Below are 16,032 nucleotides of genomic sequence, written 5' to 3'. Positions count from 1 at the left end.
CGCCGAGGCTGCCATCGACGACCCGTGGTCGCCGTCGGCGGCATCGCGCGTCTTGCGGATAGCGTGGATGCCATGCCCGATCTCGATATCGCCGCTCCCGCCGCCAAGCGGGTCCCGTTCACCCGCACACACCACGGAGACTCGGTCGAAGACCCCTACGAGTGGTTGCGGGACAAGGACGACCCAGAGGTGATCGCGCACCTGGAGGCGGAGAACGCGTTCACCGAGGCAAGGACAGCGCACCTGGAACCGTTGCGCAAGCGGATCTTCGAGGAGATCAGGTCGCGCACTCAGGAGACCGACCTCTCCGTTCCGGTGCGCGAGGGTCGCTGGTGGTACTACTCCCGCTCGTTCGAGGGCAGGCAGTACGGCGTGCAGTGCCGCGCACCGATCGCCTCCGACGACGACTGGACGCCTCCCACTGTGGCCGACGTCGACGCCGGCACACCCGCGCTGGCCGGCGAACAAGTGCTCTTCGACGCGAACGCTGAGGCGGAGGGCCACGACTTCTTCCGGCTGGGCACGTTCGACGTCAGCACCGACGGCACGATGCTGCTGTACGCCGTGGACACCGTCGGCGACGAGCGGTACACGCTTCGCGTGCGCGACCTCGTGAACGGCGGTGAGCTCGGCGACGAGGTGCCGAACACGTCGGCCGGCGCCGTGCTCTCCCCCGACGGCCGGCACGCGTTCTACGCGACCGTCGACGATGCGTGGCGCCCCGACACCATCTGGCGTCACGCCCTGGGAACGGAGCCTTCCGCCGACGTCGTGGTGCACCACGAGAAGGACGAGCGATTCTGGGTCGGCATCGGCGTCACACGCAGTCGCGGCTACATCGAAGTAGGTATCGGCTCATCCATCACGAGCGAGTCGCGGCTGATCCCGGCCGCCGATCCGACCGCCGCCCCCACGGTGGTGTGGCCGAGGCGCGAAGGCGTCGAGTACTCGGTCGAGCACGCCGTCGTCGCCGGTGAGGACCGGCTGCTCATCGTGCACAACGACGGTGCAGAGGACTTCGAGCTGGTGGATGTCGCGGCATCCGACCCGCTCGGGCCGCGGAATGTCATTCTTCCGCACCGACCGGGCGTGCGCCTCGAGTCGGTCGACGCCTTCGCCTCTCGCGTGGTCGTCGAGTACCGCAGGGACGCGCTCACCAGGGTCGCGGTACTGCCGCTGACCGCGGATGGCTACGGCGACCTGCGCGAGCTCGAGTTCGATGAGCCGCTGTACACGGTGGGCACGACGGGAAACCCGGAGTGGGAGCAGCCCACGGTGCGCCTCGGCTACGGTTCGCTGGTCACGCCGTCGACCGTGTACGACTGGACCCCGGACAGCGCCGCCGCTTCGGACGAGCTGCGGCTTCTGAAGAGGCAGCCGATCCTCGGCGGCTACGACCCGGATGCCTACGAGCAGCGCCGCGAATGGGCGCGCGCCGAAGACGGCACACTGGTGCCCATCTCGATCGTCTACCGCCGGGACCTCGTCTCCCCAGGCACCCCTGCCCCTCTCGAGTTGTACGGGTACGGGTCGTACGAGCACAGCATCGACCCGTCTGTCTCCATCGCACGGCTGTCGCTGCTCGACCGCGGCGTGGTATTCGCGATCGCCCACGTGCGCGGCGGCGGCGAGCTCGGCAGGCACTGGTACGAAGACGGCAAGCTGACCCGCAAACGCAACACCTTCACCGACTTCGTCGCCTGCGCCAAGCACCTCGTGGAGCGCGGCTGGACGGCTCCCGACCGGATGGTGGCGGAGGGCGGCAGCGCAGGCGGGCTGCTCATGGGTGCGGTGGCGAACCTCGCGCCGCAGTTGTTCGCGGGCATCCTGGCGGCCGTGCCGTTCGTCGACGCGCTGACGAGCATCCTCGATCCCGATCTTCCGCTCACGGTGATCGAGTGGGACGAGTGGGGCGATCCGTTGCACGACGCGGCGGTCTACGAGTACATGAAGTCGTACACGCCGTACGAGAACGTCCGGCAGGATGCCCGTGCCTACCCGCGCATCCTCGCCGTCACCAGCCTGAACGACACCCGCGTGCTGTACGTGGAGCCGGCCAAGTGGATCGCGCGCCTACGCGAAGCGGGTGCGCCCGTTCTGCTGAAGACGGAGATGTCGGCCGGGCACGGCGGAGTCAGCGGACGGTACAACTCGTGGCGGGAGCGCGCGTTCGAGCTGGCCTGGCTGCTGGATGTGCTGGGGCTCGGTCAGGAGCAGTAGGGGCGACAGGTGCGCTGCGCCAGCGCGTCGACGAGCACGTTCGTGATGTCCTGTGGATGCTCTGCCGTATAGACCGCTCCCACCGTGGTGTTCGCGATCTGCGACATGGCAGATACGTCGGTGTCCGGTCCCATCCCGACCATGATCACCGGCACCGGCTTCGCGGGATTGCGCAGCGCCTTCAACTGCGCGAGCAGGTCGGGCAGGCTGAGCCCGCCCGCCGGGTTGTCGTTGCGGCCGTCGGTGACCACCAGCACGTAGTTGACCATGCGAGGGTCGTAGCCGTTCTGCACGGCCTTCACCGCCGCCAGCACGGTGTCGTACAGACCGGTGTCGCCCCGAACCATGCCGGAGAGCGACGCGTACACGCGCGACACGTCGGCGGCGTGCGCGGGATCGTTCAGCGGCAGAATGGGCGTCTGCTGCTGCCACGGCTGAGAGCCGGCCTGGTTCGTGGAGAACGTCCAGACACCCATGTCGGTCTGCGGTGGCAAGAGCTGAAGCATGCTGTTCGCGGCGTCCTGGAATACCGCTATTCGGCTCAGCCCGCCGGCATCTTCGTCCATCGAACCCGACGTATCGACGACCACGAGCATGCGGGAGCGCAGCGTGATGGCCGACCAGCTCTGCAGAAGGCCGATCTGTGCACCGCCGTCGAGCGCCGGGCGCGTCTTCGGCGCGTTCGCCACGACGCCTTTCGCGGCGAAGTCCGACTCGGCGTTCGCGGTGCGGAACCCGGCGTGGGCGAGCGTCTGCGCATCCGTCGTGAACTGCCGCTCGAGCGCGTCGATCAACTCATCCTTGCTCTTGTCGCCGGTCGTGGGGCCCGCAACGCGCACAAACGGATACGACACGCTGACCGTGCCGTCCTTCGGGTAGAGGGCGAAGAACTGGTGCTCGGGCGAGCTCTCATTCTGAGCAACGACGGACTGCTCCGTCGTCACGACCACGGTGGGCGTCGGAGCCTTCTCAGCATCAATGAACGCGTCAGCGACGGTAGGCGGGATGGTCTTGCCGAGTTCGATCATGTCTCGCGAGAATGCCAGGTCGTCGCCTGGGTCCGCCGTTGCCTTGATCTCCGCGAGCGCGGCAAGGCTGGAACCGTTCTGCGCAGGTTCCGGAAGGAGTGCTGGAGTATCGCCATCCGCGATGGTGCTCCATTGCAGACTCTGACCATCGAAGGCATCCGCGTTCTCCGACGGCGTCGCGAACACGAGCGGACTCGAGGCGATCGACGCTCCGAAGTCGGCGAGCGGTGCCCGACGGATGAGCGACCACGAGAGCACCTGCATGCGCGGCTCCCACGCGGGCGAGTCTGGGATCCACACGTCGGCCTTGGCATCTCCCCCGACGGCGAGCGTGGACGCCGTGTCGGCCGACTTCTCGCTACGGACGGTCGTGTGCACGCACGGAGTGGTCGCATCGAAACCCTGAGCCGACTTCGCGAGAGCGGCCGCGATGGAGGGATCGGCGACCACCCGCAGGTCGACCGGATCACAGCTCTGGGCCCAGGCCGCCGCTGGAAGGATCGGGTTGAAGACATTCTTCGTCCAGGCCACGCACCCGGTCACGATCAGTACGAGCGCCACCCCGCCCGCGATGAACCACGCGGCTCCGCGCCTGCTGCGCCTCTTCGGCTGCTGTTGCACGGGGACGGGTCCGGTAGAGCGCGAGACGGATCGCTTGCCGGAGTCCCTCGGAGGTCGTTCGTTGCTGCTGTGTCGGCCCACGGGCGCTCCTGGTCGGGTTCCGCAACAGCCCGAATCGACCCCCCTCATCAGGGCTGCAGTACGCGGACAGCCTAGCCAACACCTGTTGGATCGACCATCGAGAACGCGAAATAAGTTCGCTTCACTCGCAAACTCGCGGACGGAAAGTCTCGGTCGAGGACCTACCCGAAGAGCAGGGCCGCCTCCTCGTAGCGGTAGTCCGGAACCGTGTTCAGGCCGCCGGTGGCGTCCGCGATCGACACGATCTCGACATCCGTGCCCTTCAGCGACACCATCGAACCCCACTGCCCGGTCTGTGCCGCATCCACGGCCGCCATGCCGAGGCGCGTGGCCAGCACTCGGTCGTAGGCGCTGGGCACTCCGCCGCGCTGGATGTGCCCGATCACGGTGGCGCGGGACTCGATGCCGGTGCGCTCCTCGATCATCGGCGCGAGCAGCTCGCCGATTCCGCCGAGGCGCGGCCTGTTGAAAGCGTCGAGCCCCTTGTGGGAGTGCGCGCCTTCCATGGTGTTCAGGTGGAAGCCCTCGGAGACCACGACGACGGGCGCACGGCCGCGGTCGCGAACATGCTCGACCCATTCACAGATCTGGTCGATCGACTGGGGCTGCTCGGGGATGAGGATGGCGTGCGCACCGCCCGCCATGCCGGAGTGCAGGGCGATCCAGCCAACGTGCCTGCCCATGACCTCCACGATCATGCAGCGCTGGTGGGACTCGGCCGTCGTGCGAAGGCGGTCGATCGCCTCCGTGGCGATCTCGACCGCGGTGTCGAAGCCGAACGAGTAGTCGGTGGCGGCGAGGTCGTTGTCGATGGTCTTCGGCACGCCGATCACCTTGAGACCGCCCTCGTCGACGAGGCGGCGTGCGGCCGTCAGTGTGCCCTCGCCGCCGATCGCGATGATCGCGTCGATGCCGTGCTCGTCGAGCATCCGCTGGATCTTCTCCGGCCCGCCTCCGTCGCCCTCGAACGGGTTGGTGCGACTAGACCCGAGGATGGTCCCGCCCTGGCGGGAGAGGCCGCGCACGCTGTGCCGGTCGAGGGGCACGATGTCGGCGTCGACCACGCCGCGCCAGCCGTACCGGAACCCGACGAACTCGTCGCCGTAGACGCGATCGCCCTTCAGCACTGCACCGCGGATGACCGCGTTCAGGCCGGGACAGTCGCCGCCCGACGTGAGGATTCCGATCTTCATTACGCGCCTCTTTCGCACACACAGGGATCACATCTGTTTGCACGTCGATACGCCGCTGTATCGGCCGATACGTCAATGATCATGCCGGATGCCGCCGGTCCCCTCCAAAACGAGGAGGGCGGGACGCGCGGCGGTTCAGCGGGCCTTCAGCACCCGTTCCAGCTTCGAGGAGCTCTGCGACGGATGCCCGCCGGCCGCCAGCACCACTTGCTCCAGTCCGTCGAGCAGCTCGGTTCGCGCCCGCCTGCTGTCCGGTGCGGCGGCGGAGAGCTCCACCTCCCACTCGCGCCACGTATCGCGCCCGCCGGTCGTGAGGTTCTCCCCCGTCACGTGGTCGTCGCAGTACTCGGCGACCGGGTAGCCGGCGGCATCCAGAAGCCGGCTGACCACCCGGTGGTTGCGCACCCTGGCTACTGGCATCAGCTCGGCATCCCCGATCAGAGCGGTCACCTCCTCGATCAGCAGAGCAGGCACGGATGGCCTCCCGTCGCCGTGTGCGCCGCTGGATCCATGTTCGTCCGATTCGATGGCGAGCGACCAGTGCTGCTCCATACGGCCCTCTTCGACGTCCCGCTTGATGTGCCAGCCCTCGTCCGGGCCACCCTCGCGCCTCCGGAGAGCGACCCGTGCGTGCGCGAGCGCGAAGCCGGCGGTGTCGTAGTAGACGGCATCCAGCTCGCGCACCTCCGGCGCTTCGATCACGGCGATCGGCCCGACGCCGACGAACGCAGGGACGTCCGCCGTCTCTGTCACGTCGTACTTGCGCTCGATCTCGATCGTGGAGGTGCCGTGCCGCTTGCTCATCACCCCAGTCTTGCGCAGGTGGCCCGGGCAGACTGCCCGAGGCGGCGGCGATCGTCCGTCTGCGCGATACGCGGCGAAGGGTGCGCTGCGGCCGGACACGGACGTAACCTGACTGCATGACCGAGCACGCCGATGCCGTGCCTGCGGATTCCGACCCGGACTACGACGAGTTCGCCGCCGCTCAGGAGGGCGACTACGAGCCCGAGTTCAACGAGGCGGAAGCGCTGGCAGACGAGGATGAACGCCCCATCGACGACGACGTCGACGAGGGCTTTCCGGATGATGAGCGGGTCGTCGTGTTCGACGATGAGCCCGACGAGGACGACGCCTGAGCGATACGCGCTACGCGCTACGCATCGAGCGCGTCCCGCAGCAGCGAGATGAGGGCATCCAGCTGCACCGAGTCGGCCGATCCGGGCTCGACGTCCACGCCGTCCAGCGCGCGCAGCGCAAGCGACTGCTTGGAGTCGATCAGTTCGGCGATCTTCGCGTCGATGGTCTGCGCTGCGATGATGCGCCAGGCGGTCACGGGCTCCTCCTGACCGATGCGGTGCACGCGATCGATGGCCTGCGTCTGCTCCGCCGCGGTCCAGCTGAGTTCCGCCAGCACGACGTTGGATGCCGCCTGCAGGTTCAGCCCGACGCCCGCCGCGGTCAGCGAGCAGACCGCGACCGACACGCCAGGATCGTTGTTGAACGCGTCGATCTCCCGCTGCCTGGCGAGTGCCGTCTGGTCGCCGCGGATAGACACACTGCGCAGCTGAAGTGACGCGAACGCCTCTTCCGCCTGGTCCATCACGTCGATGTGCTTGGCGAAGAACACCACTTTGCCGACAGAGCGGGCCAGCTGAGCCGCGTAGTCCGCGGCGAGCGCCGCCTTCGCCTGGCCGATCTTGCGCACCATGGTGAAGACGTTCTCGCCGGTCTTCGCGCCCTTCGACTCCTCGAGCTCGGCATGGGCGACCATGCGAATGAGGTGCTCGCGCCGCTCGTCGGCGTCGCCGGAGACCGACTCCCCGACGCCGGCGGTCTCCGCACGGCGGTAGCGCTGCACGAGGCGTGCGGCCAGTTCGCGTTCTGCGGCCTTGATGGAGCGGCCGAGATCGTCGTCCAGTTCGACCGGCAGGTCGACGACGCGGCGCGACGGCAGGTCGGCGGCCACGTCGATCTTCTTGCGACGCACGATGCCCATGTCGATCACCGATTCCCTGGCCGCCGTGTAGAAGCCGGGATCGGCCGGGGTGAGATCGGTCTCGTCGAGTCGTTCCATCAGCTCGGCGGTGGGTTTCGTGCCATCGATCCAGCCAAGGAACTGCCAGATCGCCCGGAAGTCGTCGATGTCGTTGATCAGCGGCGTTCCGGTGAGCGCGATCATGAGGGGGTCGGCGACGGTGTGCCGGATGGCATCCGCCAGTGACAGCACGTAACGGGACCTTTGCGAGTGCAGGTTCTTGATGAAGTGCGCCTCGTCGACGACCATGCCGCGGAAGCCCAGCTCCGACAGCCAGGCGAGGTGGCGATCGAGCACCTCGTAGTTGACGATGACGACGTCGGCGAAGGCATCCAGCCCCTCACCGTCGCCGTGGATGACCGTCGCGCGGCGGTGCGGAGTCCACAGCTCGACCTCACGCGCCCAGTTCATCTTCACGACATTGGGTACGACGGCCAGCAGCGGGTAGGCACCGGCGACGGATGCCGCCAGCACCGATTGCGCGGTCTTGCCGAGTCCCGGCTCGTCGGCGAGCAGGAAGCTGCGGTGCCCCTGCCGCACCGATTCGACGAAGCGGGCCTGGTGCTTCATGAGTTCCATGCCAGCGGGCGAGTATCTGTCGATCTTCGGTGCGGGCGGCAGCTCCATGCTGGCCGCGCGTCCGCCCGCTCCGTACTCGAACGATTTGAAGAGCGGGCCGAGCAACTCCCAGGAATCGAGCCTGCGCCGGGGGGCGGGCGCCGATTGACTCGCGAGCGCGAAGTCCGGGGCGAGGAAGGGGTTGGAGAGTTGCTTGGCGCGCACGGACTGCGGGATGACCTGCTTCTGCGCGAGCTCAGGCGAGAGCAGCACCTCCTGCTTCGGCTTCGGCGCCTCTGTGGTGATGATCAGGTCGTCCGGCTCCAGTTCGGCGCCGGACTCCAGCAGCCAGTCCCTGCGCATCTTCTGCGCGGCCGGACTAGGCGGAGCGGTGGACTCGAGCAACGAGATCAGCGAGGTGTCGCGTGCCGCCGTCTTCGCCAGGATGGTGGCGATGCCGTCGAGGCGCTTCAGCTGCTCGGCGCGCGCCGACTCGCTCAGCGAGGAGTCGGACTTGGCGCGACCGCGTTCCTCGCGCATGAGCAGCGCGATCACCTGGAATTTGGTGCGGTTCGTCGGTCCGAGCTTCTTGCCCGTCGTGGCCTTCGACTCGACCTCGCGCACGCGTCTGGCGAGCACGGGGATGAGGCCGTCGTTGTTCGAATGACGGGAGCCGGAACGGCGTGATGCCTGGGCGGTGCGATCGCCGGTGTTCGGCATGATCCTCCTGTGCGTGAGGGCCCGGTGCGAGACCTGGGCCGCTCCTGGTGGGGCTGCCGGGGTGGCGGCATCCGTCCGCATGGGTTCTTCGCGAGTCACGAGAAGACGATGACCACGAGACCGATGCGAGGCGAGTGAAGCCCGAGTGTCGCCTGCGATGCAGCCGACGAGACTTGAAGCGGATGTCAGAACCCCGACGCTGGCTTATTTTACGGCACGCGCGCCCGTTGCGTCACTTCGACCTGCGCGGGTCGGCGGGAGCCGTCACTTGCGACCGGAGTTTCCTCTTCCGGTCCCGCCTCTGCCTCCGCGTTTGCCGTCGTAACGACCGGCGGGACCCTGCTTGCCCTCGTCGACGGGAACCTTGATGGAGACTCCGGCCGCGATGAAGACGATGGCACCCGCCAGATGCAGAAGTCGCAGCCAGAGATCCGGGATCGAAAGCGGCCATACCGGGTTGAACACGATGGCGATGGGAATGAGACCGGCGAGCCACCAGTAGTTCTTTCCCTGCACGGCGAAGACGCACATGATCAGAGCCAGGATCGCGACCGCATAGAGCACCCAGATGTACCAGCCGCCGTGGATCAGCGCCAGCCCGGCGATGAGGACGATCGCAGCGATCAGCCCGGGCAGCAGCGCGAGGCGGGCACGGGTTGGCTGGGACTGGGGGCGCGACATCGCCTGAAGCTTACCCGCGCGTCGTGTGCCGGGGCTCGACACGGTGCGACCGGCCGCGCCGGTTCGAGCGGGCACGCCGAGGCGGCCCTCGGCGCGTGCGGGCTGAGCCTCGCACTCTCGGGGTGCGCCGAGGGCCGCGCGGGCGCGAGCCATGCGTCTGAAGGAACCGGTGCGGCCATGGCCGCGCCGGTTCGGTCAGCAGCGACCCTTGCAGAGCAAGAAGCCGAAGCTGTCGGCGGTGTCGACCACCACCGTGACGCGGCTCGCGGTAAGCAGCGCGCCGAATGCCGTTTCGGAGACCGGGAGAGTCTCGAAACGGCGACCTTCGGCATCCGCTGCCAGTCCGGCGACGGCGAAGGAGATGTCGCTGAGCTCGTTGTCGCCTTCGATGACGATGGGCGCATCCGGGTCGAGCGGAGTGACCTCCAGCACGGCCATCGCGACCTGTTCGACCGCTTCCTGGCCGACGCGGATGCCTGCGGGCACGTCGTGCCCGGGGCTGACGATCGCGATCCACGCGCCGCTCGGGGCGGCGTCGAGCGCGTGCAGCAGCGCACCGGAAACGATCGGTGACAGATTTTTGAGCATGCGGGTGCCTCCTCGCGCCTTCGGGTGGCGCAACGCCTTCGGGTGGCGTTTCGGGTCTGGTGAGGATCCGTCGACAGTCTAGGAAGAGCATGAGAGACCGAGACAGTCCCCTCTTCGGGGACCGGCCCTCTCATCGGCTGCCCGTTCGCGCCGGGATCAGCCAGGAGTTCGGGCGGCACGGCCTACCCTGGGAGCGTGATCGAGGACATCAAGAAGCGGGCGCTGCACCGCACGCGCATCCTGTCCGGCCAGTTGCGCGGACTCGAGAAGATGATCGAGAACGAGGACTACTGCGTCGACATCATCACCCAGTCGCTCGCCATTCAGAAGTCCCTCGGTTCGCTGAACAAGCTGCTCGTGGAGAACCATCTGCGAACCCACGTCGCCGAACAGTTCGAGGCGGGCGGCGACCAGCGTGAACGCGCGGTCGAGGAACTGCTGCGCGTGTTCGAGCTCGCCAACAACCGAGGATGACCATGGCCGGCAGCGGTACCGTTCGCTCGGTGAACGACGTGCGCTTCGAGACCGTGCTCGGCGACATCACGCAGCAGCGGGTCGACGCGATCGTGAACGCGGCCAACTCGTCGTTGCTGGGCGGCGGCGGCGTGGACGGCGCGATCCACCGCGCGGGAGGTCCCGAGATCCTCGACGAGTGCCGCGCGATCAGACGGACGCGCTACCCGGAAGGGCTGCCGACGGGCGAGGCCGTCGCGACCACGGCCGGGCGTCTGCCGGCGCGGTACGTCATCCACACAGTGGGGCCGGTGTGGTCGCGGCACGAAGACCGCACCGGGCTCCTGCGAAGCGCGTACTCCAGGTCGCTCGAGGTTGCGGGCGAGCTGGGCTCGGCATCCGTCGCATTCCCGGCGATCTCGGCCGGTGTGTACGGCTGGCCCATGGACGACGCCGCCCGGATCGCCGTGAGCACCAGTGTCGAACATGCCGGCGAGGTGGCGGGACTCGAACTGGTTCGGTTCGTGCTGTTCTCACCGGATGCCCTCGCCGCGTTCGACCGCGAACTCGGTTCCGTCGTCGAATAGACGCTGCCGCGGCGGGCGCTCGAGAGGGGCACTGGCCCGCTCGAACGGATTCGGGACGCGTCTACCTGCGGTGCCGCACGTGTTCGCGTGGGATGAGGATGGGCCGGCTCGACGGCGGTACGCGGTGCAGCGTCTCGAGGGCGACGTGCAACTCCTCCGCCCATACCTTGTAGCCGCGGTCATTGAGGTGCAGCGAATCGTCGGAGTATTGCTGGTCGATCCCGCCGTCATCCGCAGCCAATGCCGGCCACAGGTCGAGGTACTGCGCGCGCACGGTGGAGGCGAACTGCCACAGATGACGGTTCACGTCTTTGATCGTGTCGGCATACGCGGCCTCGCGCGGCATGACGGATTGAACGAGCAACTGCGCGCTCGGCAGCGCCTTGCGCAGCGAGACCAGGATCGTCTCGATATTGCGCACGATGTGCTCGGCCGATCGTCGCCACGCGAGATCGTTCGTGCCGATCAGGAGCACCACGGTGTCGGGTTCAAGGGCGATGATCTCGTCGAGACGCGCCAGCACGGCATCCGTCGTGTCGCCGCCGACGCCGAGGTTGCGCGAGCGCTCCTCGGGGAACCATTCGTCCCACCGGCCGCCGGCCGTGATGCTGTCACCCACGAACACGGTCGACACCTCGTCAGACATGTCGCTCCCAACGCCTCAGGAACTCCATCTTCGCCTGCGAGCCTGAGCGTGCGCCACCACTTGACGAACGCTGGCGGAGGCTGCTTGCGCCTAGACAGCGCCGATCAGCGCATGCTCTTGGTGTGCCAGACGGTCTTCGTCTCCACGAAGGCGGTGATCCGCTCCAGCGAGCGTGCCTCCGGCTCGCCTCCTGCTGGCGGCAGCACCCGTTTCAGCGTCTCCGCCGCGGCGATCTGCAGGTCGACCCAGTCCAGGTCGCCGGCACCGGTGAGATCCAGGGCGTTCACGTCGGCGTGAGAGGCCAGCCACGGCGCAATCTCCGCCGCCGATCCGGTGAGCACATTGACCACCCCGCCTGGCACGTCGCTGGTCGCCAGCACCTCCGCGAGCGAGATCGCCGACAACGGATGCCGCTCGTCGGCCACCACGACGACCGCGTTGCCGGTCACGATGGCCGGCGCGACCACGGCGACGAGCCCGAGCAGCGAGAGCGAGCCCTGCGGAGCGATCGCGGCGACGACCCCCGTCGGCTCCGGAACGGAGATGTTGAAGAACGGGCCCGCGACGGGGTTGGCATTGCCCGCGATCTGCGCGTACTTGTCCGCCCAGCCGGCGTACCAGACCCAGGTGTCGATGACCTCGTCGACCTGCGCCGCGGCATCCTGCTTCGAGAGCCCCTCGGATGCCTGCACCTCGTCCACGAACTGCGCGCGGCGCCCCTCCAGCAGCTCAGCCACCCGGTAGAGCACCTGCCCTCGGTTGTACGCGGTAGCCCCCGACCAGCCGGAGACCGCCTTGCGAGCCGCGACGACGGCGTCTCTGGCATCCTTTCTGGATGCCTTCGCGGCATTGGCGAGGAACGTTCCGTCGGCGGCCAGCACCTCGTAGCTGCGACCGGACTCGCTGCGCGGGAACGCGCCGCCGATGAACAGCTTGTAGGTCTTCGGCACGGCGAGGCGCGTCATCGCGCGGATCCCTTCTTGGGGGCGGCGACCCGTTTGGCCGCCTTGGGTGCATCCGTCTTAGACGCCGCGTCTTCGAGGCTGCCCGACACGTTCCGCGAGGCGATGCCTCGCTCCACTCCTGCTTCGGCCCTTCTCGACGTCGCCCGAGACGGCGCCAAGTATGCGGCCAGCCCGTGGCGTCCGCCCTCGCGCCCGTAGCCGGATTCCTTGTATCCGCCGAACGGCGACGCCGGGTCGAACCGGTTGAACGTGTTCGCCCACACCACGCCGGCGCGGAGCCGATCAGCGACGGCGAGGATGCGGCTGCCCTTGTCGGTCCAGATGCCCGCCGAGAGGCCGTACGGCGTGTTGTTCGCCTTGGCGATCGCCTCGTCGGGCGTGCGGAACGTCAGCACAGACAGCACCGGTCCGAAGATCTCCTCGCGCGCGATGCGGCTCGAGGTGGAGACGTTGTCGAAGATCGTGGGCGCGAACCAGAACCCGCGATCGGGGATGACGCACTCCGCGCTCCAGCGTTCGGCGCCCTCGGTCTCACCCACGTCGCTCAACTCCCGGATGCGTGCAAGCTGCTCCGCGGAGTTGATCGCGCCGATGTCGGTGTTCTTGTCGAGCGGATCGCCCAGTCGCAGGGTTTTCAGGCGCGTCTTCAGCCTGTCGACGACCTCCTCGTGCACGCTCTCCTGAACGAGCAGGCGACTACCCGCACAGCACACATGCCCCTGGTTGAAGAAGATGCCGTTCACGATGCCCTCGATCGCCTGGTCGATGGGTGCGTCGTCGAACACGATGTTCGCGGCCTTGCCGCCGAGCTCCAACGTGACCTTCTTGCCGGTGCCCGCGACCGCACGCGCGATCTCGCGACCCACCGCAGTTGAGCCCGTGAATGCGACCTTGTCGACGTCGGGGTGATTCACGAGCATCTTGCCGGTCTCGCCGGCGCCGGTCACGATGTTCACCACCCCGGCGGGAACGCCGGCCTGCTGCACGATCTCGGCGAACAGCAGCGCAGTCAGCGGTGTGGTTTCGGCGGGCTTGAGCACGACCGTGTTGCCCGCGGCGAGCGCCGGCGCGATCTTCCACGCGAGCATGAGCAGCGGGAAGTTCCACGGGATGATCTGGCCGGCAACGCCGAGCGCGCGCGGCGAGGGCCCGAGGCCGGCGTGATCGAGCTTGTCTGCCCATCCGGCGTAGTAGAAGAACCAGGCTGCCACGAGCGGAACGTCGACGTCGCGGCTCTCTTTGATCGGCTTGCCGTTGTCGAGGCTCTCCGCCACCGCGAGCTCGCGGGCGCGCTCCTGCACGATGCGGGCGATGCGGAACAGGTACTTGCCCCGGTCGGCGCCGCTCATGCGCGACCACACCTTCTCGTACGCCCGGCGGGCCGCCTTCACGGCGAGGTCGATGTCATGCTCGTCGCCCGAGGCGATCTCGGCGATGGTCTCCTCCGTCGCCGGCGAGATGGTGCGGAAGGCGTCGCCGTGGCCGTCGACGAACTCGCCGTCGATGAAGAGGCCGTATGTCGGCTTGAGGTCGAGGATCGCGCGCGACTCGGGTGCCGGCGCGTATTCGAGGAAGGTCATGGTCGGAAAGCTCTCTCCTGCGGGCCGGGCTCAGTCGATGGTCACGTAGTCGGCACCGGAGTAGTGCCCGGTGGCGAGCTTCTGGCGCTGCAGGAGCACGTCGTTCAGCAGGCTTGAGGCCCCGAACCGGAACAGGTGCGGATCGAGCCAGCGCTCGCCAGCGGTCTCGGCGACCGTGACGAGGTAGCGCAGGGCATCCTTCGACGAACGGATGCCGCCTGCGGGCTTCACCCCGACGCTCTCGCCGGTGAGCCGGTGCCAGTCCCGGACCACCTCGAGCATCAGCAACGTGACCGGGAGGGTGGCGGCCGGGGACACCTTGCCGGTGGACGTCTTGATGAAGTCCGCGCCAGCGAGGATGGCCAGCCAGGATGCCCGGCGCACGTTGTCGTAGGTGGCGAGCTCGCCGGTCTCGAGGATCACCTTGAGGTGCGCGCTGGAGCCGTCTGCGCGGCGGCACGCCTCCTTGACGGCCACGATCTCGTCGAACACCTCGCCGTACCGTCCGGAGAGGAAGGCGCCTCTGTCGATGACCATGTCGATCTCGTCGGCGCCTGCGGCGACCGCGTCGGCGGTGTCGGCCAGCTTGACGTTCAGCGACGCCCGGCCGCTCGGGAAGGCGGTGGCCACGGCGGCGACGCCGATCGTGCCTCCTGCTGCCCTGTTGGCAGCTCCCAGTGCCTCGACGGCAACCGGCACGAGGTCGCCGTACACGCACACCGCAGCAACCTGCGGGCACGTCGGATCAGCAGGGTCGGGGAGGATCGCCTTGGCCACCAGCGAGCGCACCTTGCCGGGGGTGTCGGCGCCCTCCAGTGTCGTGAGGTCGATCAGCGAGACGATCGTGTCGAGCGCGCGCTGCTTCGACGACGTCTTGATCGAGCGGGTGGCGAGCGCCGCGGCTCGCTGCTCGAGGCCGACGGCGTCGACGCCGGGGAGCCCGAGCACGAAGCCGCGCAGACTCCGCTCGCTGAGCTCGGAGCCGACGACGGTGCGTGCGAGATCCAAGGTCATGATGCGCGCTCCGCCACTGCCGCTTGCTGCCCTACCGCGACCTGGGGCGCGCCGGCGGGCATCCGCTCGTCCGTCGCCTCGTCGAGAAGCGCAGCCGCGGTCAGGTCGTCGGTGATGAGCACCGTGCACAGGCCGTTGGTGACCAACGCCCTTGCCACCTCGTGCTTGCCCTCGCCTGCGACGACCGCGATAGCCGTCTCGGACGCCTTGATCCGTTCAAGAGACAGCCCGACCGTACGAGAGTCCAGCTCGGCGTCGACCGGCCTGCCGTCCGCGCCGACGAAGCGCCCGATCACGTCGCCGACCGCACCCTTGCAGACCAGTCCCTCCACCTCCTCCGCGGTGAGGTATCCGCTGTGAACGAGAGCCGAGTCGGGGCCCGCGACACCGGCGCTGAACAGGTACGCCTCGGCGTGCGCCGCGCGATCGAGCACACCTGCGATGGCCCGGTCGTGCTCGATGCTGCGCTTGGTCGCTGTGTGCTCGAGGATCGCGGGGATGGGCAGAACGTGCGCGGAACCGGCTGCCTTCTGCGCGATCACGAGCGCCGTCGCGGAGGCGGTGTCGCCGTATTTCGTCAGGCTCAGTCCACCGTTGATCTGCACGACCCCGACGCCGTGCGCCCAGCCGCGCGGGAGGCACGCCGCAACATCGTGCATGGTGCGTCCCCAGCTGACTCCGAGCGTCTGCGGCGCCGGGCGCATGGCGGTGAGGTAGTCGGCGGCGGCCTGCGCGACCCGGCGCTGCAGTTCCTCCGGCGAGGAGACCCCTGCGGAGGAGGCGACCACGATGTCTTTCAGCCCGTACCGTTTCTTCACCGCCTGCTCGGCGAGCACGCGCCGAGCCCTGGGATGCACGATCTCGATGCGCACGATGCCCGCAGCACGCGCCTGGGCAAGGAGCCGGCCGACCTTCCAGCGCGTGATGTGCAGCGCGGCACCGATCTCGTCCTGCGTGCGTCCCTCGTCGTAATAGAGCTCAGCCGCGCGCACGGCGAGAAGTTCATCTGAGGAGTTCATAGCGTCTTCCAGACTACGAAGTGCTCCCACTTATGAGCAACGC

Annotated in this window: 15 protein-coding genes; 4 read left to right on the top strand and 11 right to left on the bottom strand. The window is 68.2% G+C overall.

The features are described 5' to 3' along the window. Window positions 1–72: 72 nt before the first annotated feature. Complete coding sequence (locus ACYVII_RS04475; RefSeq protein WP_460531596.1) at window positions 73–2,220, top strand: S9 family peptidase; 2,148 nt, start codon at window positions 73–75, stop codon at window positions 2,218–2,220. Here the strand turns inward: ACYVII_RS04475 and ACYVII_RS04470 are convergent. The 3 genes from ACYVII_RS04470 to ACYVII_RS04460 all read right to left on the bottom strand — a co-directional run bounded on the left by ACYVII_RS04470 (window position 2,208) and on the right by ACYVII_RS04460 (window position 5,947). Beyond that, window positions 2,208–3,869 carry a substrate-binding domain-containing protein gene (locus ACYVII_RS04470; protein WP_460531593.1) on the bottom strand — a complete coding sequence of 554 codons (1,662 nt, stop codon included), beginning with the start codon at window positions 3,867–3,869 and terminating at the stop codon, window positions 2,208–2,210. The two genes, ACYVII_RS04475 and ACYVII_RS04470, sit on opposite strands and share 13 nt — an antisense overlap. Window positions 3,870–4,111: 242 nt before the next feature. After that, window positions 4,112–5,143 (bottom strand): 6-phosphofructokinase, encoded by a 1,032-nt coding sequence (locus ACYVII_RS04465; RefSeq protein ID WP_460531590.1) that lies wholly within the window; start codon window positions 5,141–5,143, stop codon window positions 4,112–4,114. 135 nt (window positions 5,144–5,278) lie between these two features. Next, window positions 5,279–5,947, bottom strand: coding sequence for a CYTH domain-containing protein (locus ACYVII_RS04460; protein ID WP_460531587.1), 669 nt, complete (start codon window positions 5,945–5,947; stop codon window positions 5,279–5,281). A 116-nt stretch (window positions 5,948–6,063) separates the two neighbouring features. Between ACYVII_RS04460 and ACYVII_RS04455 the strand changes: the two genes are divergently transcribed. Continuing rightward, on the top strand, window positions 6,064–6,279 hold the full coding sequence (locus ACYVII_RS04455; RefSeq protein ID WP_460531584.1) for a hypothetical protein: 216 nt from the start codon (window positions 6,064–6,066) through the stop codon (window positions 6,277–6,279). 17 nt (window positions 6,280–6,296) lie between these two features. Here ACYVII_RS04455 and ACYVII_RS04450 read toward each other — a convergent pair whose 3' ends face one another. From ACYVII_RS04450 to ACYVII_RS04440, 3 genes are all read right to left on the bottom strand, one after another. Beyond that, the gene (locus tag ACYVII_RS04450; RefSeq protein ID WP_460531874.1) at window positions 6,297–8,456 is read right to left on the bottom strand and encodes a DEAD/DEAH box helicase; all 2,160 of its coding nucleotides are present in this window, start codon (window positions 8,454–8,456) and stop codon (window positions 6,297–6,299) included. A 264-nt stretch (window positions 8,457–8,720) separates the two neighbouring features. After that, a complete protein-coding gene (locus ACYVII_RS04445) occupies window positions 8,721–9,137 on the bottom strand; it encodes a DUF6804 family protein (protein WP_460531581.1) in 417 nt (138 codons plus the stop codon). Window positions 9,138–9,332: 195 nt separating this feature from the next. Beyond that, window positions 9,333–9,725 (bottom strand): hypothetical protein, encoded by a 393-nt coding sequence (locus ACYVII_RS04440; RefSeq protein ID WP_460531578.1) that lies wholly within the window; start codon window positions 9,723–9,725, stop codon window positions 9,333–9,335. 195 nt (window positions 9,726–9,920) lie between these two features. Here ACYVII_RS04440 and ACYVII_RS04435 point away from each other — a divergent pair, with 195 nt between their 5' ends. Beyond that, entirely contained in the window at window positions 9,921–10,199 is a 279-nt protein-coding gene (locus ACYVII_RS04435; RefSeq protein ID WP_460531575.1) for a metal-sensitive transcriptional regulator, read from the top strand. Between the two features lie 2 nt (window positions 10,200–10,201). Then, a complete protein-coding gene (locus tag ACYVII_RS04430; protein ID WP_460531572.1) occupies window positions 10,202–10,765 on the top strand; it encodes a macro domain-containing protein in 564 nt (187 codons plus the stop codon). Window positions 10,766–10,826: 61 nt separating this feature from the next. Here the strand turns inward: ACYVII_RS04430 and ACYVII_RS04425 are convergent, their stop codons facing one another. The 5 genes from ACYVII_RS04425 to ACYVII_RS04405 form a co-directional block, all read right to left on the bottom strand. After that, window positions 10,827–11,411: an SGNH/GDSL hydrolase family protein gene (locus ACYVII_RS04425; RefSeq protein ID WP_460531569.1), complete on the bottom strand. Its 585-nt coding sequence runs from the start codon at window positions 11,409–11,411 to the stop codon at window positions 10,827–10,829. Between the two features lie 104 nt (window positions 11,412–11,515). Further along, the gene (locus ACYVII_RS04420) at window positions 11,516–12,376 is read right to left on the bottom strand and encodes an aldehyde dehydrogenase family protein (protein WP_460531566.1); all 861 of its coding nucleotides are present in this window, start codon (window positions 12,374–12,376) and stop codon (window positions 11,516–11,518) included. Continuing rightward, complete coding sequence (locus ACYVII_RS04415; RefSeq protein WP_460531563.1) at window positions 12,373–13,956, bottom strand: aldehyde dehydrogenase family protein; 1,584 nt, start codon at window positions 13,954–13,956, stop codon at window positions 12,373–12,375. The genes ACYVII_RS04420 and ACYVII_RS04415 overlap by 4 nt, the downstream gene beginning before the upstream one ends. Window positions 13,957–13,986: 30 nt before the next feature. Further along, the gene (deoC, locus tag ACYVII_RS04410; protein WP_460531560.1) at window positions 13,987–14,970 is read right to left on the bottom strand and encodes a 2-deoxyribose-5-phosphate aldolase; all 984 of its coding nucleotides are present in this window, start codon (window positions 14,968–14,970) and stop codon (window positions 13,987–13,989) included. Next, window positions 14,967–15,989, bottom strand: a complete 1,023-nt coding sequence (locus tag ACYVII_RS04405; protein WP_460531557.1) for a sugar-binding transcriptional regulator — start codon at window positions 15,987–15,989, stop codon at window positions 14,967–14,969. The genes deoC and ACYVII_RS04405 overlap by 4 nt, the downstream gene beginning before the upstream one ends. Between the last annotated feature and the right edge of the window lie 43 nt (window positions 15,990–16,032).

This window comes from Humibacter ginsengiterrae (genome assembly GCF_054780115.1).
Note: the sequence above shows the minus strand (reverse complement) of the source record. Positions and strands in the feature narration are given on the sequence as shown.